The 18,846-nt window shown below is 38.6% G+C and carries 18 protein-coding genes; 11 read left to right on the top strand and 7 right to left on the bottom strand.

Annotated elements, in window-relative coordinates; all coding sequences use genetic code 11:
- Positions 1–15: 15 nt before the first annotated feature.
- From MNY28_RS01235 to MNY28_RS01265, 7 genes are all read right to left on the bottom strand, one after another.
- The gene (locus tag MNY28_RS01235) at positions 16–456 is read right to left on the bottom strand and encodes a heme-binding domain-containing protein (protein WP_346388657.1); all 441 of its coding nucleotides are present in this window, start codon (positions 454–456) and stop codon (positions 16–18) included.
- Between the two features lie 16 nt (positions 457–472).
- Positions 473–922: a hypothetical protein gene (locus MNY28_RS01240; RefSeq protein ID WP_346388658.1), complete on the bottom strand. Its 450-nt coding sequence runs from the start codon at positions 920–922 to the stop codon at positions 473–475.
- Positions 922–1,518, bottom strand: coding sequence for a hypothetical protein (locus MNY28_RS01245; protein ID WP_346388659.1), 597 nt, complete (start codon positions 1,516–1,518; stop codon positions 922–924). The genes MNY28_RS01240 and MNY28_RS01245 overlap by 1 nt, the downstream gene beginning before the upstream one ends.
- The gene (locus MNY28_RS01250; RefSeq protein ID WP_151900521.1) at positions 1,518–1,910 is read right to left on the bottom strand and encodes a c-type cytochrome; all 393 of its coding nucleotides are present in this window, start codon (positions 1,908–1,910) and stop codon (positions 1,518–1,520) included. Before MNY28_RS01250 ends, MNY28_RS01245 begins: the two co-directional genes overlap by 1 nt.
- A 111-nt stretch (positions 1,911–2,021) precedes the next feature.
- Entirely contained in the window at positions 2,022–2,765 is a 744-nt protein-coding gene (locus MNY28_RS01255) for a sulfite exporter TauE/SafE family protein (protein ID WP_151900520.1), read from the bottom strand.
- Positions 2,766–3,362, bottom strand: a complete 597-nt coding sequence (locus MNY28_RS01260; RefSeq protein WP_346388660.1) for a flavin reductase family protein — start codon at positions 3,360–3,362, stop codon at positions 2,766–2,768. It abuts the gene before it with no gap.
- A gap of 1 nt (position 3,363) precedes the next feature.
- Positions 3,364–3,717 (bottom strand): NifU family protein, encoded by a 354-nt coding sequence (locus MNY28_RS01265; protein ID WP_151900518.1) that lies wholly within the window; start codon positions 3,715–3,717, stop codon positions 3,364–3,366.
- A gap of 277 nt (positions 3,718–3,994) precedes the next feature.
- Here MNY28_RS01265 and MNY28_RS01270 point away from each other — a divergent pair, with 277 nt between their 5' ends.
- The 11 genes from MNY28_RS01270 to MNY28_RS01320 all read left to right on the top strand — a co-directional run bounded on the left by MNY28_RS01270 (position 3,995) and on the right by MNY28_RS01320 (position 18,836).
- Entirely contained in the window at positions 3,995–5,965 is a 1,971-nt protein-coding gene (locus MNY28_RS01270) for a DUF255 domain-containing protein (RefSeq protein WP_346388661.1), read from the top strand.
- Complete coding sequence (locus MNY28_RS01275) at positions 5,966–7,264, top strand: APC family permease (protein WP_346388662.1); 1,299 nt, start codon at positions 5,966–5,968, stop codon at positions 7,262–7,264. It begins immediately after the preceding gene.
- Between the two features lie 48 nt (positions 7,265–7,312).
- Positions 7,313–8,566 carry a TolC family protein gene (locus tag MNY28_RS01280; protein WP_346388663.1) on the top strand — a complete coding sequence of 418 codons (1,254 nt, stop codon included), beginning with the start codon at positions 7,313–7,315 and terminating at the stop codon, positions 8,564–8,566.
- Positions 8,563–9,705 carry an efflux RND transporter periplasmic adaptor subunit gene (locus MNY28_RS01285; protein ID WP_346388664.1) on the top strand — a complete coding sequence of 381 codons (1,143 nt, stop codon included), beginning with the start codon at positions 8,563–8,565 and terminating at the stop codon, positions 9,703–9,705. The genes MNY28_RS01280 and MNY28_RS01285 overlap by 4 nt, the downstream gene beginning before the upstream one ends.
- Positions 9,702–10,847, top strand: a complete 1,146-nt coding sequence (locus tag MNY28_RS01290; RefSeq protein ID WP_346388665.1) for an ABC transporter permease — start codon at positions 9,702–9,704, stop codon at positions 10,845–10,847. The genes MNY28_RS01285 and MNY28_RS01290 overlap by 4 nt, the downstream gene beginning before the upstream one ends.
- A gap of 1 nt (position 10,848) precedes the next feature.
- The gene (locus MNY28_RS01295) at positions 10,849–11,562 is read left to right on the top strand and encodes an ABC transporter ATP-binding protein (RefSeq protein WP_346388666.1); all 714 of its coding nucleotides are present in this window, start codon (positions 10,849–10,851) and stop codon (positions 11,560–11,562) included.
- 46 nt (positions 11,563–11,608) lie between these two features.
- Positions 11,609–13,147 carry a diguanylate cyclase gene (locus MNY28_RS01300; RefSeq protein WP_346388667.1) on the top strand — a complete coding sequence of 513 codons (1,539 nt, stop codon included), beginning with the start codon at positions 11,609–11,611 and terminating at the stop codon, positions 13,145–13,147.
- A gap of 97 nt (positions 13,148–13,244) precedes the next feature.
- Positions 13,245–13,838: a TetR/AcrR family transcriptional regulator gene (locus MNY28_RS01305; RefSeq protein WP_346388668.1), complete on the top strand. Its 594-nt coding sequence runs from the start codon at positions 13,245–13,247 to the stop codon at positions 13,836–13,838.
- 2 nt (positions 13,839–13,840) lie between these two features.
- Positions 13,841–15,079 carry a TolC family protein gene (locus MNY28_RS01310; protein ID WP_346388669.1) on the top strand — a complete coding sequence of 413 codons (1,239 nt, stop codon included), beginning with the start codon at positions 13,841–13,843 and terminating at the stop codon, positions 15,077–15,079.
- The gene (locus tag MNY28_RS01315) at positions 15,076–15,783 is read left to right on the top strand and encodes an efflux RND transporter periplasmic adaptor subunit (protein WP_346388670.1); all 708 of its coding nucleotides are present in this window, start codon (positions 15,076–15,078) and stop codon (positions 15,781–15,783) included. The genes MNY28_RS01310 and MNY28_RS01315 overlap by 4 nt, the downstream gene beginning before the upstream one ends.
- Positions 15,784–15,785: 2 nt before the next feature.
- Positions 15,786–18,836, top strand: a complete 3,051-nt coding sequence (locus MNY28_RS01320) for an efflux RND transporter permease subunit (protein ID WP_346388671.1) — start codon at positions 15,786–15,788, stop codon at positions 18,834–18,836.
- Positions 18,837–18,846: the final 10 nt, after the last annotated feature.

The following is an 18,846-nucleotide window of genomic DNA, read 5'->3' on the forward strand; positions in this document are numbered from 1 at the left end:
ATGTTAAGAGGGCAATTACTCTTCATCTTCATCTTTTTCATTTCCAAAAGTGTTTTTAAGCCCTGCAATAAGTGCTTGTTTTTCCTCTTTTGTAAGTCTTGCCTCTGGATGTGCTATTAGATAAGATGCTAAAGGCATTTCTCCCTCTTCAACTTCTTCGGCTGCTTCATCACCTTTGTTCTTTTTCTGAACACCCCACATGGAAACATTGAAATGTTCACGACCTTCATCAACATGGTGATAGATACTCCATGAAAGCGGTGCTATATTACTGTACCAAGGCCATTTTGTTTCATTGGAATGACAATCTGCACAGGCTCTTTGAAAAAGATCCTGTGTCTCTTGAGTGTCCCATTGCACTTGAGCAACTACAGGCGGATTTGTGTGATCTCTTCCGTACGGTATAAATTGTATTGCAATAAATAATCCAAATCCGATTAATAAGATTTTTTTCATTTGTGATATCTCTATACTATTTATGCAAAAGAGTTTTTAACTGTTTGGGGGTTAAAATCTTTTTTGTCTCATAGATGCACTTAAGATGTGTCATTGTTGCCTGAGCTTTGTATCTGGCTACTTCATCAACAAGTTTTTTCATTTTTTGCGGTGAAGCCCCTTGTTGTGAAAGTTGGACAATTGTTTGCTCTAATGGCATAATCTTCTGTTTAAGATTCATAACACTGCGCAAGGTTTCTTTGCGTACCTGTAAAAGTTCTTTTTTTTGTTTTTTGGTTAAGGCAAGCTTTTCTGAATTCCACATTTTTTTGACCAACATTGTTAAATGCGGTAAACCAGGGTTTTGAACCAAGAACGGTTTGCTGGCTTTTTTCACAGGAGCCGCTTCAAGTTGAGAAGCAGGTGCAAAACTGACAAGTAAGCCTAAAAGTGCAGCGCTGAGTATATATTTTGATTTTGTAAACATTAGATATCCTTTTTTGTAATTGTAATCACTTCGTCTTTATGTTCAAAAACAGTTTTCACCATCTCTTGAAAACGCTGAGGAAAGCTTTTTATATCTTCTTCTTTTGCATTAGGCATTATAGCACTTTTGAGTATTGCCATAGGATTGACAACTTTTTGAGGTGTGTAGGTTACATATACTTTTTCATTTGTGTCTAGTCGGGTAAAACAGACATCAGCATCCATCGCTACACCATAAAAAAGTGTGTTTCTTCGATTGTATTTTCCTGTTGGAATGCCACCAAAACCATAGTCTGTGGTTGCTCCTGTAATGTTTGAAAGTACGCATCCGACAGCACCGGTATTTTCAACAGTCGGCTCTTTTGCAAGTTCTACTTTTATGTAGCCTCTTTGTGGCAACTCAGCGCCATAGAGTGATTTTAAGCCCTTAAGTGCCATGAGATAAGCCCCTGCAACAGTTGCACAACTATGTCCTGCACTTTTGACAATGTCGGCGTAGGAAAAATCAAGTATGCCGTCATTTACACCTAAAAACCGGCTCAAGTCATCATACAAAACTATTTTGTCAATAGTATCAAAAAATTGAGGATATTGCATTACATACCACCTCCCATTCCCATCCCTTGTCCGCGACCCATACCGCCACCTTTGCCCATCATCCCTTTTGCTTGAGAAGATTGTGCCAAGATGTAATCAGCTACGGTACTTAACTGCTCTTGTGTCAGATTTGCAAACGAGGGCATAGCAGTATCAGAAAATCTTGGATATTTCCCTTGAGAGCCGTTTTTGATACTTGCCATAATCACTTCTTTCGCATTTTCGCCTTCAAAACGTTTGTTTCGCATTCCTATTCCTGCAAATGCGGGAGCCGCTTTTTTGCTTGCAACTGCGTGACAAGAGAGACAGCCATTGTCTTGAATAATCTCCTGCGCACTTTGTGCAAAAAGACTTCCTGTTAGGAACAGTGTCGGTATAAGTAATCTTTTCATAATATAAACTCCGTATGTAAAATTTTACTGTTAGTATAAAACGTTTGTGTTAGGGGAATGTTAAGGAAGAGGGCTGACAAAAGTGAAAGCAGAGATGTTTATTGTCATTATTTATAGGATTACTGTAAAATACCAAAGCATTTTAAATGCCAGGAGATACAAAAGTCCTGCCATAATTTTTTTAATGTGAGACTGCTCGAGTTTAAAGTGCATAAGATAGTTTCCAATGTAGCCACCGATGACGGCACACAGAGCAACCACCGTCAAAAGAATCCAGTCCAAAGGTACATAACTGGCATAGGTAAAAAAGGAACCGAGTGCCGAAAAAGGCACTACAAAACTTACCGCAACGGCTACTTTTTTGGGAGCAAATCCAAGAAGAGTTAAAAGCGGAATGAGGATATTGCCTCCGCCTACACCTAAAAGTCCGGCAATAAACCCAATCACAGCACCGACAAGCAAAAGTATGAGTTTTGAGTGGGCGGAAAAAAGAGCTTTTTTCTTGCCAAACATCATCATGCTTGCAGAGTAAAAAAGCAAGAGCATAAAGAAAAATTTGACTATGTTTTCATTGATAAAACTGCTGGAATATGCGCCAAGAGGTGCAAAAAGGAGCATTGTCACAGCAATAGGCAAGACAAAGGTATACTCAACAGCTTTGCGTTTGATATTCATAATGCTTGCTGTCACAGTGGTAGATGCTCCTGCAAAAAGTCCGACCGCTTTAGCCACAGTAAAATCAAGTCCTAAAAAATGTAAAATCGGAATAAGCGCTATACCCGAACCCGCTCCTCCCATAGAAAAGACTGTAGAGAGTATAAGGGTGATAGAACCAAAGAGAATATAGTCATGCATTTATGGTATTTTTGGAGGATTGATTCTTTTGCCGAGCAGGGCGTAGCTTTTGCCGACACGGGCGAGCGGTTCATAATCAAGCGTGAGTTTCTCTTTGTCTGTAATGATTTCATCATCAATATACTGGGACTTTATCTCTACGACAAGCGGGATGGTTTTTGAGCCTTTGAGGTCTATCTCCTGGTAGAGTTCACAAAAAAAGGCACTCGGTATGCCAGTCACTATTGGAGGGAAGTCTTGGATTATGCTTTTTGTCTCAATGCCAAAAATTTCTGCTTCGCTTTGCGTGTTATCAAGTTCTTTGGAGCTAAAATGCATCTGTTGTAAATGTGCCTCATCTACCATGCATATTGTGCATTTTTTGTGTTCACGCAGATTTTTAAGCGTGTCTTTTTGGCTGCCGTCATTTTTATGCCCTATACTGACTATCATTGTAGGAGGTTCAGAGCTGAGCCCCATGAAATAGCTAAAAGGAGCAATGTTAAGAGTGCCTTTTGCATCTTGCGTACAAATCCAGGCAATTGGCCTTGGGATGATGGTCTGCGCCATAAGTTGATAGCGTTGTGTAAGTGCTTTGTCTGCATAATCCACCACCATTTTAGAGACCTACCATATGTTTTACATTATCCAAAAAGCCGTGTTTTTCAACTGTTGGCTCTTCTTTTTTTGGACCGGTGTAGGCATCTTTTGGCATTTCGTTTTCAGGAGTTCCGTCTACATTGACAACCTGCAGTTCGGGATGAATCAGTTCACGCAACTTTTTTTGTACGACCATTTTTGTTGTCATCAGACTCATAGAACAGCCTCCGCAAGCTCCTGTCAGTTTGATGTAGACAACACCGTCTTTTGTGCCGAGAAGTTCTATACCGCCGCCGTGTGAATTGACATATTCGCTTACTTTTGGCAGGTAATTTTGTACTGCATTATAAATATCTTCATCTAAAAACTGCATGATAAAACCTTTTTGAGTATTTTTATAATTATAGTTGCTTATAATTAAAATTATCTTAGTTTATATAATTATATATCTGTAAATAATTTCAAATTTAGCAAAGACACACAGTCGGCACTAAAGTACCGATTCCGATGAATAGGCTTTTCGGAACCCGTACTGTAGTGCAGGCTGTGCGTTTTTAAAGACTAAGACTCCGGTTACAGAAAAAAAATTTAGTTTTTCTCACAAGTCACGCTAAAAGCATTTTATTTCCAACATTATTGTACAATAAAATATGAAAATATTATTTCTTTTGTTTCTGAGTGTTGCTTCACTGTTATGCGCAAAAAATGATTTACAATACGAAACATCACTCTATTTAAAACAGCATGAGAACAATCCTGTGCACTGGCATGCCTGGAAGAAAAAAACATTTTTGCAGGCACAAAAAGAAGACAAACCTATATTTCTCTCTATTGGCTATTCCACCTGTCACTGGTGTCATGTGATGGCGAGAGAATCCTTTGAAAATAAAAAAATCGCACAGCTTTTGAACAAATATTTTATATCTGTAAAAGTTGATCGTGAAGAGATGCCGCAGGTTGATGCTTTGTACCAAAATATTTTTGCGCATGTGCATAAACGGACCGGCGGTTGGCCTCTGAGTGTTTTTATGACACCGCAAAGAGAGGTTTTTTATATAACAGGATATATTCCTCCAAAAAAAGAGTTTTATTCTGAAGGATTTTCGGATTTAATACGAAAGTTGTCAAAATTATATACCGACAAAAAAGCGCTCCGACAAGAAACAGACAGGATTCAAAAGGCAGTGGCAAGCAGAGTAAAACTCTCAGATACAGAAGACAAAAATGTTTCCCTGACTACACTGAAAAATTCTCTCAAAAAATCTTTTGATGATATTTATACCGGTTTTGGAACAGGAAGAAAGTTTCCCGAGGCCTCCAAACTTGCTTTGATGATGGATATAGCGGATATAACGGCAGACAAAACATTGAAAAAATACTCTTTTGCAATGCTTGACACAATGGCACTGCGGGGTTTGTATGACCATGTAGGCGGCGGATTTTTCAGATACAGTGTGGATGTAAACTGGGAGATTCCGCATTTTGAGAAGATGCTCTATACGCAGGCGGAGCTTATTGGTCTGTATGTCCGAGCTTATGAAAAAAGTCATAAAAAGCTTTATGTAAGCGTGGTGCAAGAGACGATAGCGATGGTACAAAAACGTTTTTTGCACCATGACCTTTACTGGAGTGCAAGCAGTGCAGAGAGCCAGGGCAAAGAGGGAGCATACTTCACATTCAGCCCAGATGAAATAGACAGGGCGCTCAAAAAAAATCCTCATGCCGACGCCATAGAGGATGCTCTTGGCTTTAGCACAGAGGGAAACTTCAACAACCGCGTACATATAAATTTTGATACAGACAAAAGACCTCCCGGTTTTGCATCTTTTAAGGAGATGCTGTACCATGTAAGGAAAAAGAAAAAATACCCTTTTATAGATACAAAAATAAACACGGCCTGGAACGCTATGATGATAGAAGCACTTTACAAGTCTTCACGTATTGATAAAAAATATGCAAAACTGGCAGACAAAAACTTAACAGCTTTGCAAAATCTGATGTTTGTGCGAGGGGAGTTGTATCATCAGACCATAGAGGGAGCTGTGCCCAGACAAAAAGCTTTACTGGAAGATTACAGTTTTTTGATTGGAGCGCTTATCAGCGGGTATGAAGTTGATTATGATACTGCCAAACTTGATTTTGCCGAGTATTTGGCAGCACAGGCAAAGTACAGGTTTTACAAAAACGGTATATGGTATCTCTCAAATGACGCTTTACATGTAAAGGCCGGGATAAATGACAAATATTATACATCACCGCTCTCAAAGATGCTGCAAAACATAATCAGACTGGCATCGCTCAAAGCCTCTTTTCAATATGAAAAACTGTTTCAAAGCAGTATGGAAAAACTCAAAGAAGAGCTTATAAGAGAAGAGTCAAATGCACCGGCACTGGCACAGGCGTATTTAATGCAGAAGCTGGGTGTTGTCGTCGTGAAAAGTACAAAAGGAAATTTGCTCAAAAATGCTAAAATACTGCAAACGGTACAATATCCTTATCTGCTGCGTGAAGCAAAAGAGTATAAAGATTTTTTGGCATGTACCTTGAGAAGATGTTTTGTAAAAGATAAAAATATCAGCAGGATAATAAAAACAATAGACAGAGATTTCATAAGGAGATAAATGAGAAGTATAGGACTTTTAGGCGCGATTTCAATCGGTATAGGCGGTATGGTAGGCGGCGGTATATTCGCTGTTTTGGGAGAAGCGGTCTCTTTGGCACACGGGGCAACGGCAGTTGCCTTTGCCATAGCCGGTGTTGTAGCAATATTGACGGCATATTCGTATGCGAAACTTTCTGTAACATATCAAAGTGAGGGCGGAACGGTTACTTTCATAGACAAAGCCTTTGGCGACAATATCCTCTCGGGGAGTGTCAATTTGATGCTGTGGCTGAGCTATTTGGTGACAATATCTTTATATGCCACAGCTTTTGCCTCGTATGGAGAGACTTTTTTTACACACAAGTCGCAATGGCTCCATCACGGGCTTATTGTTGTTTCTATCATCATCCCGGCAGTTATCAACCTGGTCAGTGCTTCGTTTGTCGGTAAAAGCGAAACTGTTATCGTTGTTATTAAAGTTGCCTTGCTGGTTTTAGTCATTGCGGCAGGTTCTTTTTATGTAGATACAGAGCGTATGTCTCCTGTGCATTGGGGTTCTGCTCTTTCCATTGTGACAGCAGGTATGATTATTTTCGTTGCGTATGAGGGGTTCGAGCTTATAGCAAATTCTGCCCAGGATATCAAAAATCCGGATAAGAATCTGCCTCGGGCCTTTTATGCGTCTGTTATTATCGTGATAGCCTTGTATATTTTGATTGCGGTCATCACAGTAGGGAATGTTCCGGAAAATATTTTGATGCAGGCAAAAGATTATGCCCTGGCAGAAGCGGCAAAACCCTCTTTGGGGCAGATGGGCTTTACGTTGGTGGCATTTGCGGCACTGTTGTCAACATTTTCTGCAATCAATGCTACAATTTACGGCAATGCAAGACTCGGATACATAATAGCAAAAGACGGCAAGCTGCCAAGAGCTTTAATGGATGAGGGCAAAAAATCGGGTGTCCCGTTTAAAGGTGTTTTGTATACCACTCTTTTGAGTCTGGTTTTGGCAAACAGCATTGATCTGACAGAAATTGCCATTATAGGCAGTGCAGGGTTTTTGTTGATATTTTTGCTTGTCAATATCAGTGCATTTAAGCTCTCTCAAGAGATCAAGGCAAACCGTTTTGTTTTGCTGACATCATCTGTATTGAGTTTTTTGGCGCTTTGCACCCTGCTTTTTCATACATACACATCAAACCCGAGAGCAGTTGTTATTTTTATGGGCTTTATCATTATTTCCGGTCTCTTTGAACTGATCTACGGACGATATGTAAGAGGCCACTTTTTTAACAGGAAGTATAAAATCATTCAATAAAAAAGCGCTCTTAACATTGTGCTAACACGAAAAAGCTATACTTTGTGTATGAAAAAGTTAGCATATATAAATTTATTGTTCCTGGTACTCTCTTTGCAGGGAAAAACACTTACTTTACAAGAAAGTATAGACAAAACACTGCAAAACCATCCTGATGCAAAATCTTTTGCGTTGAAAATAAAACAGTCGCATACAGGGTATACATCTGCACGTGCAGAATACCTGCCCCAGGTGAATCTGTCTGCGCAATACAACCCGACACAGACCTATATTTTCCCTGTCAACGGACAGTTTAATACAATTAATGATACAGGATGGAATATAGGAGTAAATGTCAAACAGAAAATTTGGGATTTTTCCAAAACAAGTTTGCAGATAGATGCAAGCAGACTTGATGAAGATATCTCGAAACTTTCTTTGAAAGATTTTCAGGCATTGCTTGCTTCAAAAGTAAAATCTTTGTATGAATTGATGGTTGTCCAAAAAGAAGCGATTGCTGTACGAGAAGCGGACTTACATGTAAAAGAGGCCTATTATGCCCAGGCAAAAGCACTTTTGCAGCAGGGACTGAAGACCGAAGCAGATACAAGCCGTTTTTTGTCAGCGGTATATGCGGCAAAAGACAATCTGGCCATTGCAAAATCTCTTTATGCAAAAGCAAAAAATTCTTTGTCTCTTTACATGGGAGAGACAATAGAAAAAAATGTCGATTTGGAAGCTGATGTTTTAAAAAAAGAGTTTGACAGTACTCAAAATACTGTACAAGAGATACTTGAAAGAAATACCGAATTGAAGATCTATGATGAAACCATACAGAAAAATGCTTTGTTGCATAAATCTGCAAGAGCCTCCCATTATGGTTCGCTTGATGCCGTCGCTTCGTATAATCGTGTCAGCTCTTTAAATCTGTATGATGCGCATCTTGTCGGTGTTGTACTGAACATTCCTCTGTATGCCGGAGGAAAACTGACGGCGCAGACACAAAATGCGGAAATAGGACTGCAGGTCGCCAAAGAGCAAAAAGCTTCAAAAATACTCGCTTTAAAAGAAGAAATAAGCAATCTTGTTTTGGATATACACAGATATGATGAGACCATAGCAGCAAAAAAAGCACAGCTTGATTCGGCAAAAAAGACAAAAAGAGTGCTTGACGGCAGATACAAAGAGGGACTCTCTACCTATATAGAAGTTTTGGATGCGAGTTCTCTGGTATTAGAGGCAGAACTCGGACTGCTTGAGGCCTATTACTCAAAAACGCTGAGTATAGACAGAATTGATTATTTACAAGGAAAAATAAAATGAGTACAAAAATGAAATATATAATTTTTACTGTTTTGGGTGTGGTAGCCGCAATTGTATTTTATAACAAAGTTTTTATTCCAAAACATACATTTGAAACCGTGCATCCGACTCGGGGTGATTTAAACAAAGAGGTCTTTGGAATAGGAGAAGTAGGAGCAAAAAATATTTATGCCATTACCGCACAGACAGGCGGGAAAATTGTGCAGATAAATACAGATGAGGGAAAATGGGTTGCAAAGGGTGATCTGCTTGCCGTCATAGACAGTGTAGATCTGCCCCAGTTGATTGAAGAGGCAAAAATGTCGGTATACAAAGCAAAGTCTGAACTCAAAGCAACACAAAAAGAGCTCAAATCCCTGGCTGCACAGAAAATTTTGGCAAAACTGACCTATGAACGGTATAAAAAATTAAAAGAAAAGGCTTTTGTCTCCCAATCAGAGTATGACAAAGCCAAGGCGGACCTGGACAGCATTGAGGCAAATATACAGGCAACACAGGCGCATATAAATTCTTCAAAAACAGAAGTGGTCCGTTTACAAAAGGCTGTAGAGGCTTTACATGTAAAGCTCTCACGTTATGAAATTTATGCGCCGGTTGACGGCTATGTCATTGCCAAAGAGGCTGAGGTTGCACAAAATGTTCTGCCGACACAGCCTATACTGAAAATAGTTGACCCGAAAACTGTATGGATTAAAGCATATATAGATGAAAAGATAAGCGGAGATGTCAGAACAGGACAGCGTGCAGTTGTGACATTGCGTTCTCAAAGCAATAAGAAGCTTGAAGGGTATGTAAGCCGCATTGTCGCACAGAGTGATGCTGTGACACAAGAGCGAGAAGTTGATGTCAGTTTTTATGCTGTGCCGACTCCCTTTTATATCAATGAACAGGCAGAGGTACTCATTACAACACAAACACTGAAAAATGTGATTAAAATACCTGCTTACTTGATTGTCTATAAAGATAAAAAGGCCGGTGTCTGGATAGAGAAAGAGGGACATGCACACTTCTTACATGTAAATATAACGGCTATAACAGACAAAGAAGCAGCTGTGAAAAATCTGGATACGACTCTTGGACTCTTGGTCCCGGATAAAACCAAAAAATCGTTCAGTGAAGGTATGAGAATTTACAAATGATAAATCTAGCACAAAAAGAGATAGCCCATACTTTTGGAAAGTTTATCGTCACTGCGATAGGTGTAGGCATGCTGCTTGGCATTGTTTTTGTTATGATGGGTGTTTACAGAGGAATGATTATAGATGCGCAGGTACTTTTGGATGATGTGGGTGTTGACTTCTGGGTAGTACAGGAAAATACCCTTGGTCCTTTTGCCGAATCCTCACGGATACATGAAGACTTCAAAGATACAGTAAAGGTTATTGAAGGAATAGACAAAGCAGAAGGAATGACATTTCAAAATTTGCAGCTTCCGTCAAAAAACGGCGCTGTCCGTGTCTTTGCAGTGGGATTTGATCCTTTTGGTGACATTGACCCTGTTAATCCAAAGCGTTTAATAAGCGGACGAGGACTTCGCAGAAATCATTATGAAATGGTTGTCACTGACAAAACAGGTTTTAAACTGGGCGACACTATTCGCTTAGGACGGGATATTTACCATGTGGTCGGTGTAACACACGGAACCGTCTCCTCAGGCGGCGATCCTTTGGTGTATATCAGTCTCAAAGATGCACAGCAGTTACAGTTTTTATATTCCAATGCCCGTATACGAAATGACAGAGCAAGAGGTGTTTCCGGTGTGAATTCACACATGGTCAATGCTGTGATAGCAACGAAAAAAAATGGTTATGATGTTGATGTTATTGCACAGCAGATAAGAAAATGGAAACATAAAGCAGTATATACGGCTGCCCAAGAGAAGACAATACTGACACAAAACCTTATTGAAAGGGCGTCGAAACAGATAGGAATGTTTACGGTTATCTTGGTAATTGTGTCGACGATTATTATTGCGCTGATTATCTATACGATGACGCTGGAAAAAATGAAAGAGATAGCTATAATGAAGCTTATCGGTATACCAAACAGTATGATTATCAAAATGATTGTACAAGAGACACTCATTATGGGAGTATTGGCATTTATTACTGGTAACATTTTTGCACATCTTATTTATACAAAATTTCCAAAAAGAGTGGTATTGGAAACGCAGGATGCTGTAGCACTTTTTATCGTTGTTGTTATTGCATCCATACTGGCTTCCTTAATAGGGGTAAAAAAAGTAATTGCAGCAGATCCTGCACAGGCAATAGGCGGTTGATATGAGTAAACAGGCAATTAGAGTAGAAAATCTGGTGAAGAATTTCGGCAAGGGAGATTCTCTTGTTGAGGTCTTGGACGGTGCATCTTTCAGTGTAGACAAAGGAGAGCTTGTAGCACTTGTTGCCCCAAGCGGTGCCGGAAAAACAACACTGCTCATGATGATCGGCTGTGTGGAAGAACCGACGAGTGGAAAAATATGGCTTGGTGAAGAAAAAGTCTATGACAATGAATGGTTAACAAAAGAGACGCGAAAAATAAGACGCGAAAAAATCGGTTTTATTTTTCAGGCACACTACTTGATTCCGTTCTTGAATATTTTGGAAAATATCACTCTGGTTCCACAGGCAAATGGTATCTCAGACAAGGAGAGTGAAAAAACAGCGATGGAACTTTTAGAGTATTTTGATATTGCTGATAAGGCGTACTCTATGCCTTCACAACTCTCAGGCGGACAGAATCAAAGAGCAGCCATAGCACGGGCTCTGGCAAACAAACCCCAGATTATACTGGCAGATGAACCGACAGCAGCACTTGATTCCAAGCGTTCTGTTGATGTTGTAAAAATGCTCAAAAAGATAGCTATAGAACAGAATGTGGCGGTAATCATGGTGACACACGATGAAGCGATGCTGCCGCTGTGTGACAGAATCTTGAAAATAGAAAACAAAAAAGTTGTCTCTTCAAAAAGTTTCCAGGAAAATACGATACTTTGATATTTTTGTGAGATTAGATATACTTATTCAAACGAAATGGATAGGTATGGATAATAAAAAACTTATAATTACTGTATTTATTATTGTTTTATTGAATATGCTGTTTTTTTTGCAGTTTAACAGAATGCAGATGAAAAATATTTTTAGAAATGCAAATGAGATGGCATTGAGTATTGAACATAAAATGCGTATGAGTATCAATGCGGTAGAGTATTTACATGTAGCCGCAGAGCAGATTTTTAAAAATAAAGAAAATCTCAAGCCAAATGAGGCTTTACATGTAAAGTATGTTAATGAAAACGGCACCTATGCACTGGATGAAAACAAAGAAGTAAACTTATTGGGTTTTGGCAAAAAAGCACTTTCGGACAAAAGACTGCTCCAGGAGATGGAGGCGGCACTGCAACTCACTCCGTTTTTTCAACTGGTTGCTGAACAAAATAAAAATTTTGCCTGGATTTATTACTATTCCAAAAATCATTTTACGGTTCTTTACCCTTATGTTTGTTCTGCAGATTTTCAGTTTACCCCTGTGGTTGAGAAAAAACCTTTCTATCATGATGCAACTCCCCAAGCCAATCCTCAAAAAAAACTCTTTTTGACACCTTTGTATATGGATGCCATAGGCAAAGGGCTTATGGTGACTGTCGGCAAGCCTTTGTATTACAAAAATCATTTTTTGGGGACACTTGATGTGGATATAACATTGAACAATTTTGACAATCTGCTTTCACGTTTGGATTATTTTAATAATCAAAGTGTGATTTATAACAACAAAAACCAGATAGTGGCAAGTCATAATCTGATACAGGATTTCAACCGAAGCAAGATATACAAGATAGATGATTTTCTGGATTTCTCTATACGAAATATGAATGAAACTTTAGAATCTCTGCAATACAAAGACTCTCAATATATTTTTGTCAAAAGACTCCCGTATGTACATTTGCACTTTGTTTATAGAGTACAGGCACACACTCTTTGGTTTAAATCTTTTTTATATACTTTTCCTATTTTTCTTTTAATGCTTTTGAGCCTTTATTTGGTTTTTTTGTATCAAAAATCAAAAATTATCAATCAGAAACTCAAGATGCAGACTATACTGGATTATATGACCGGTGCTTATAACAGAAGATATTTTTTTGAAGTTGCCAGGGCAATTTTTTCCAAAGCGCTGCGAAAACATACCAAACTGGCTGTAGTGATGATGGATATTGACGATTTTAAGAGTGTTAATGATACTTATGGTCACGATGCAGGTGACTTGGCTATCATAGAAGTTAAAAAGATTTTAGAAAAAAATCTGCGAAGATATGATCTGTTTGCACGGTTTGGAGGAGAAGAGTTTTGCGTTGTTCTTGATGATATTTCCAAAGAGGATGCCGAAAAACTTTTTGAAAAAATAAGAAAAGATTTTGAAAACAACATCATTACATACAACAATATGAAAATCAGATATACAGTTTCTTTTGGCATAGCATACGGGATGGCGGATTCTTTGGAAAAATTGATAAAAGTGGCAGATGAAGCACTGTACAAATCCAAGAAAAACGGAAAAAACCGGGTTACACTCTACGAAGTCTAATATATTGAGGGTACCTCCATTGCCCTTAAGAAAAAATTAACAATAATACTACTATAATAATTGAACGACAGTCGGTCAAAAATATTTTCGGAGGGTTATGTTGGCAATTATAGTTGACAAAGAACAGAAAAAAAAAGATATTGCTCTTGGAACAAAAGCGTTAATTCTTAAAGACGGAATTAACAATATAACGATTGCTCAGATTGCAAAAGCTGCCAACATAGGCAAAGGCACTGTGTATGAATATTTCAAGAACAAAGATGAGATAGTCTTTGAACTGGTTGAGATTTTGATGCAGGAGCATAACGAGAGAAAAGAGAAACAACTCTCACTACATGTAAGCACACGGGAAAAAGTCAAAAGTTTTTTTAGCTTTTTTTATGCCGATGAAGATCAGGAACTGCGTGAAATATACAAGCAGTTTACTGCCATTGCTCTGAGCAGTACAAATGAAGAGATGGTGGCTTTTCAAACAGAATGCTATACGCTTTATGAAAAATGGATGGAAAATATCATAGAAGAGGGCATAGAAAAAAACGAGTTAAAAAGTGAAGCAAAAGAGTTGGTTATGGGTATTTTTGCTTTTGCTCAGGGTACTTTTATTATGAGTGTCACCACAAGTGCCATAGAAGATTTAAAACAAAAAATAGATACGCAAATAGATATTTTATTTGATTTAATGGAGAAATGATTATGAAAAAACTACTTTTACTCACTGTTGTCCCTGCTCTTTTGTTTGGAGATGACCTGAAATCACTTTTGGAATTTGCAAAAGAGAATAACAATCTTGTCAATGCCTCCAAAATAGCAGTACATGCAAAAGCAAAAGAGGTACAAAGTGCCGCAAGCAATTACTTCCCTACGGTAGATGTGAGTGCTTTTTATAAAAGAGATGATAAACCGAGTCCTTTTTACCCGGGAACAACATACGGAGCAAGGACGAAAATCGGGTTTGACATATATGACGGCGGAAAGAAATCAAATACAAAAAAACAAAAAGAGAATGAAAGAAAATCTGCTTCTTTCAGTTATAAAGAGACAAAAAAATTGACACTTCTTGCCATAACAGAGGATTATTATAATCTCAAAAGTCTGCAGGCCTCTTTGGGTGCAACGATAGAAGCTTCCAAAGCAGTCAAAGCACAACTTGAAAGAGTGCGACATTTTTATGAAGCTGATCTTGCTACAAGTGATGATGTGGACAGACTCCAATCTGCATACGACAGTACTTTGTATGCAATAGAATCTACAAAATTTCAAATTACAGCGCTGCATAAAGCACTTGAACTCAAAGTCGGAAAAAAAATAAACACTTTGGAAAATTCGCAGTTTGACAAAAGAGCAGCACAAAATGAAGAACTCCTTGACAGTATTCAGTCACTCAGGTACAAAAAAGCAGCATTGCAAAATTTAGGCGAAACGGTTGAGAGCTATTATTATCCTACTCTGCGTATAGAAGATACCTATTCGTTTTATGGGTATCAAAATAAGCCGACTTTTGGGGGAGTTCCCATTGCCTACCTTGACAAACAAAATGAGCTGATGGCTACAGTCGGCTTGAGACTTTTTGATTTTGGAACACTCAAAGAGCAAAAAGAGGCACTCAAACTGCAGGCTGATGCACTGAATCAACAGATTATTTACAAATCAAAAGAACAACAGATGCAGCAAGAGTTGGCACAAGAGAGAATTCATACAGCCAAACTCAACATTAAAAGTTCAAAAAGTGCACTCAAAGCGGCAAAAAGTGCTTTAAAGACTATCACAGAAAAGTACAATGCAGGCATTGTGGACAATGTCGTCTATCTTGATGCGCTCTCGGCAAAAACAGAGGCAAAAGCAAGGTATGAAAAAGCACGCAATGATTTGGAAATAGCCTATGGCATTTATTACTATTACAACAATAAAAATTTAGAGGAGTTTGTTAAATGAAAAAAATATTTATAGCTTTAATCACCCTGGTGAGTCTCTCTTATGCGCAAAAGATTTATGCAACATTTGATGTGACAGCACAAAAAAGTGCCAATCTGGCTTTCACTGCGAGCGGAATTGTAGAAAAAGTCAATGTCGATATCGGCTCTATAGTGAGCCAAAACCAAATACTGGCAAAACTGGGAAACAAAGATATAAAAGCAATGCTTGAAAAAACACAAATAGTTTTTAAGTTTGCTTCAAGAGAACTCAAAAGACAGGAAAAAATCAAAAAGCTTATAGATGCAAGCAAATATGACAAAATACTCAGTAATTATGAAAATGCCAAAGCATCGGTTGCCTATCAGCAGGCTTTGTATGAAAAAACTATTTTAAAAGCACCCTTTGCAGGTGTCATTTATGATAAAAGCATAGAAGTAGGCGATGCTGTAAGCGGTTTAATGCTTAAAACTGTTTTTAAAATACAAAGTATTCATGCAAGAAAGCTGATATTGGAATTTGATCAAAAATATCATGATATTGTAAAAGTCGGACAAACCTTTGAGTATAAAGTCGATGGGGATAACAAAAAATACAAGGGTGTTATTTCAAAGGTCTATCCGTATGCAAATTTTGACAACAGAAAGATAAAAGCGGAAGTAGAGGCAAAAGATTTTACAGTCGGGCTTTTTGGTGACGGTATGATACTGGTTGACGGAAAATAACGATGTACAAATTAGCGATTAACAGACCAATTGCAACACTGATGTATGTCATTACATTGGTGATTTTTGGCTATATGAGTTTTAAAAGCATGCCCTCGGCACTCTATCCGAATGTTGATTTTCCTATAGTGACAGTCAAAACAATCTATCCGGGTGTTGAAGCAGATACGATAGAATCACAGGTCACAGAAAAAATAGAAGAGGCCATCTCTCGTATAGGCGGAGTGGACAGCATCACATCCACAAGCAGTGACGGCGCATCTGTTGTTATGGTGAAATTCTTCCTGGAACGCAATATTGATGAAGCGACCAATGATGTACGAGACAAAGTCTCAGCTGTTATCTTGCCAAAAGATGCACAAACGCCACTTGTCAGTAAACTCGATATCGGCGGGGCTCCTGTTATCAATGTTTTTTTAACAGCAAAAAAAGATACCTTGCAAAACCTGATGGTATTTGCCGATGAGAAAGTAAAACCGGCTATTCAAAAGATTAACGGTGTCGGTGCTATAAATATCATCGGTTACAAAGACAGAGAGATAAAAATTTTCCCAGATATTTATAAACTCAACAAGTTTGGCATTACAATCAAAGAGTTGAATGATATTATTGCCGAAGAAAATGTCAAAATCGGTGGCGGAAAGCTTATCACCAAAACAAAAGAGATTATCTTAAAAACAAAAGCGGATGCTCTGAGTGTGAAGCAACTCCAAGACATTATAATAAAAGATGATTTAAGGCTCAAAGATCTGGCAACGGTAACAGACTCTTTGAGCGATGCAAAAAGCTACTCGTCATACAACGGTATACCGGGTGTTATGCTTGAAGTGCAAAAAATTTCAGGAACAAATACGATAGATATAGTAAAACGCGTCAAAGAAGCCGTGCCGCAGTTAAAAACAATGGCTGGCGAAAAATATGGTGTAGAACTGCTCCAGGATACAACGCCTTTCATCATTCACTCACTTGAAGATGTGAAATTTGACCTTATTTACGGTGCAGTTTTGGCAGTTATTATCATCTTCGGTTTTTTGAGAAACTTTACTATTACGCTGGTTTCGGCACTCTCTATTCCAATCTCTATCCTGGGTACGATTGCTTTAATGAATCTGATGGGGTATAACCTGAATAAAATGACACTCATCGGTTTAACGCTTGCTATCGGGATTATCATAGATGATGCCATTGTTGTGTTGGAGAATATCTACAAAAAGATGGAAGCAGGCATGGGCAGGTTTGAAGCGGCACTCTATGGTGTGAAAGAGATGGCATTTGCTATTCTTGCGATTTCGGCAATGTTGCTTGCTGTTTTTCTTCCGGTTGCGCATATGAGCGGAATTGTCGGAAAATTCTTTGAAAGTTTTGCGATGACGGTAGGTTTTGCGGTAATTATTTCCTATACGGTTGCGATGAGTTTTATGCCGAGTCTGAGTGCAAGAGTATTGCATAAAGGAGAGAGCAGGTTTTACAATATTACAGAACCGATTTTTCAGCGTATAGACAAATTATATGCTGCAACACTGAGTTTTGTGCTTCGTTTTAAATTTTTTACACTTGTTTTTGTTCTTGGGGTGTTTGTTGCCTCGCTTTCTCTCTTTCCGAAAATCGGTATGGATTTTCTGCCAAAAGAGGATAAAGCAGAGTTTGAAGTAAAACTCAGAGCCGATGCGGGCATCAGTTTGGATGAAATGATACGGGAGTCCAAAGTGATTGAAAATTTAATCAGAGCTGACAAAAATGTTGTTTTTACAACCTTGAGTGTAGGCTATAACAGTGTACACGAGAAAAACAAAGCGCTCATTTATGTCAAACTTACGCCTAAAGGCAGCAGAAAAAAGAATCAAGAAGAGATTATTCAGGAATTTCGACAAAAGCTCAAACCCTTTTCCAAAGAGATGTTTATTACAGCAGCGGCAATTCCAAACATCAAAGGTGCCGGGGTGAGTGTACCGTATCAAATTGTACTGACATCGGATTCTTTTGCTGACCTTGATGTGGCGAGAAAAAACCTGATGGAGTATCTGGCGAAGAAAAAAGGCTTTGTTGATATTGACAGTAATCTTGATGAAGGCAAACCGCAGATTGACATCAATATAGTACGTGAAAATGCCAACAGAATGGGGATTAGTGCAGCACAGATAGCAAAGGCTGTCTCCATTGCCTTTTCAAGTGATTTGGAAATTTCCTATTTTGAGCAAAACGGAAAACAGTACAAAATTACCCTGCGACTGCCTGACAAGGACCGTGTAAGCATAGATGATCTCAAAAAAATCCAACTCAGAGCCAAAAACGGAAAGTTGGTTTTTCTTGACGGTCTTGTCACATTTGACAAGGCAAGGTCTCTGGCTTCTATTTATCACTATAACAGACAAAGACAGGTGACTATCTATTCTGATCTGTTTGGGCTTGATCTGGGCGGCGCTGTCAAGTATACACGTGCAAAAATAGACACATTGCTGCCATCGGGTGTAAACTATAAATTTACAGGCTTTGCCGAAGAGATGGAAAAAACAGCCAAAGCCTTTGGCGTGGCTCTTGGTTTGTCTGTAATTTTAATGTTTATCATTCTGGCAATTTTGTATGAGTCGCTTATTCAGCCTGTTATCATTATGATGGCATTGCCACTGAGTATTATCGGGGTTATGCTGGCTTTGTATCTGACACATTTGCATTTCAGTCTTTTTGTGATGATAGGATTTATGCTGCTTATGGGGATGGTCGGTAAAAATGCCGTACTGCTTGTTGATTTTGCCAATGAAGCAGTAGCGCGGGGAAAAGATGCCAATGCAGCACTGCTTGAAGCGGGAGAAAAAAGACTGCGCCCGATTTTGATGACAACAATTGCGATGATATTTGCGATGCTTCCTTTGGCACTGAGCAACTCTTTGGGAAGTGAAACAAAAGCACCGATGGCAATAGCCATCATAGGCGGTCTTTTAAGTTCAATGGTGCTAACATTGCTTGTTGTGCCTGTAATTTATAAAATGATAAATCCGATTGATGCGTGGCTTCGAAAGTGGTATGAGAAAAAAATACAGAGTGATACTGAATAAGGAGTAGATT

It is taken from the genome of Sulfurimonas sp. NWX367 (assembly GCF_039667065.1).
Classification (GTDB): Bacteria; Campylobacterota; Campylobacteria; order Campylobacterales; family Sulfurimonadaceae; genus Sulfurimonas; species Sulfurimonas hydrogeniphila.

Bases quoted from the DNA above. Each gene is read 5' to 3' on its own strand.
- MNY28_RS01235 (WP_346388657.1), bottom strand. From the start codon at position 456: ATGAAAAAAATCTTATTAATCGGATTTGGATTATTTATTGCAATACAA.
- MNY28_RS01240 (WP_346388658.1), bottom strand. From the start codon at position 922: ATGTTTACAAAATCAAAATATATACTCAGCGCTGCACTTTTAGGCTTA.
- MNY28_RS01245 (WP_346388659.1), bottom strand. From the start codon at position 1,518: ATGCAATATCCTCAATTTTTTGATACTATTGACAAAATAGTTTTGTAT.
- MNY28_RS01250 (WP_151900521.1), bottom strand. From the start codon at position 1,910: ATGAAAAGATTACTTATACCGACACTGTTCCTAACAGGAAGTCTTTTT.
- MNY28_RS01255 (WP_151900520.1), bottom strand. From the start codon at position 2,765: ATGCATGACTATATTCTCTTTGGTTCTATCACCCTTATACTCTCTACA.
- MNY28_RS01260 (WP_346388660.1), bottom strand. From the start codon at position 3,362: ATGGTGGTGGATTATGCAGACAAAGCACTTACACAACGCTATCAACTT.
- MNY28_RS01265 (WP_151900518.1), bottom strand. From the start codon at position 3,717: ATGCAGTTTTTAGATGAAGATATTTATAATGCAGTACAAAATTACCTG.
- MNY28_RS01270 (WP_346388661.1), top strand. From the start codon at position 3,995: ATGAAAATATTATTTCTTTTGTTTCTGAGTGTTGCTTCACTGTTATGC.
- MNY28_RS01275 (WP_346388662.1), top strand. From the start codon at position 5,966: ATGAGAAGTATAGGACTTTTAGGCGCGATTTCAATCGGTATAGGCGGT.
- MNY28_RS01280 (WP_346388663.1), top strand. From the start codon at position 7,313: ATGAAAAAGTTAGCATATATAAATTTATTGTTCCTGGTACTCTCTTTG.
- MNY28_RS01285 (WP_346388664.1), top strand. From the start codon at position 8,563: ATGAGTACAAAAATGAAATATATAATTTTTACTGTTTTGGGTGTGGTA.
- MNY28_RS01290 (WP_346388665.1), top strand. From the start codon at position 9,702: ATGATAAATCTAGCACAAAAAGAGATAGCCCATACTTTTGGAAAGTTT.
- MNY28_RS01295 (WP_346388666.1), top strand. From the start codon at position 10,849: ATGAGTAAACAGGCAATTAGAGTAGAAAATCTGGTGAAGAATTTCGGC.
- MNY28_RS01300 (WP_346388667.1), top strand. From the start codon at position 11,609: ATGGATAATAAAAAACTTATAATTACTGTATTTATTATTGTTTTATTG.
- MNY28_RS01305 (WP_346388668.1), top strand. From the start codon at position 13,245: ATGTTGGCAATTATAGTTGACAAAGAACAGAAAAAAAAAGATATTGCT.
- MNY28_RS01310 (WP_346388669.1), top strand. From the start codon at position 13,841: ATGAAAAAACTACTTTTACTCACTGTTGTCCCTGCTCTTTTGTTTGGA.
- MNY28_RS01315 (WP_346388670.1), top strand. From the start codon at position 15,076: ATGAAAAAAATATTTATAGCTTTAATCACCCTGGTGAGTCTCTCTTAT.
- MNY28_RS01320 (WP_346388671.1), top strand. From the start codon at position 15,786: ATGTACAAATTAGCGATTAACAGACCAATTGCAACACTGATGTATGTC.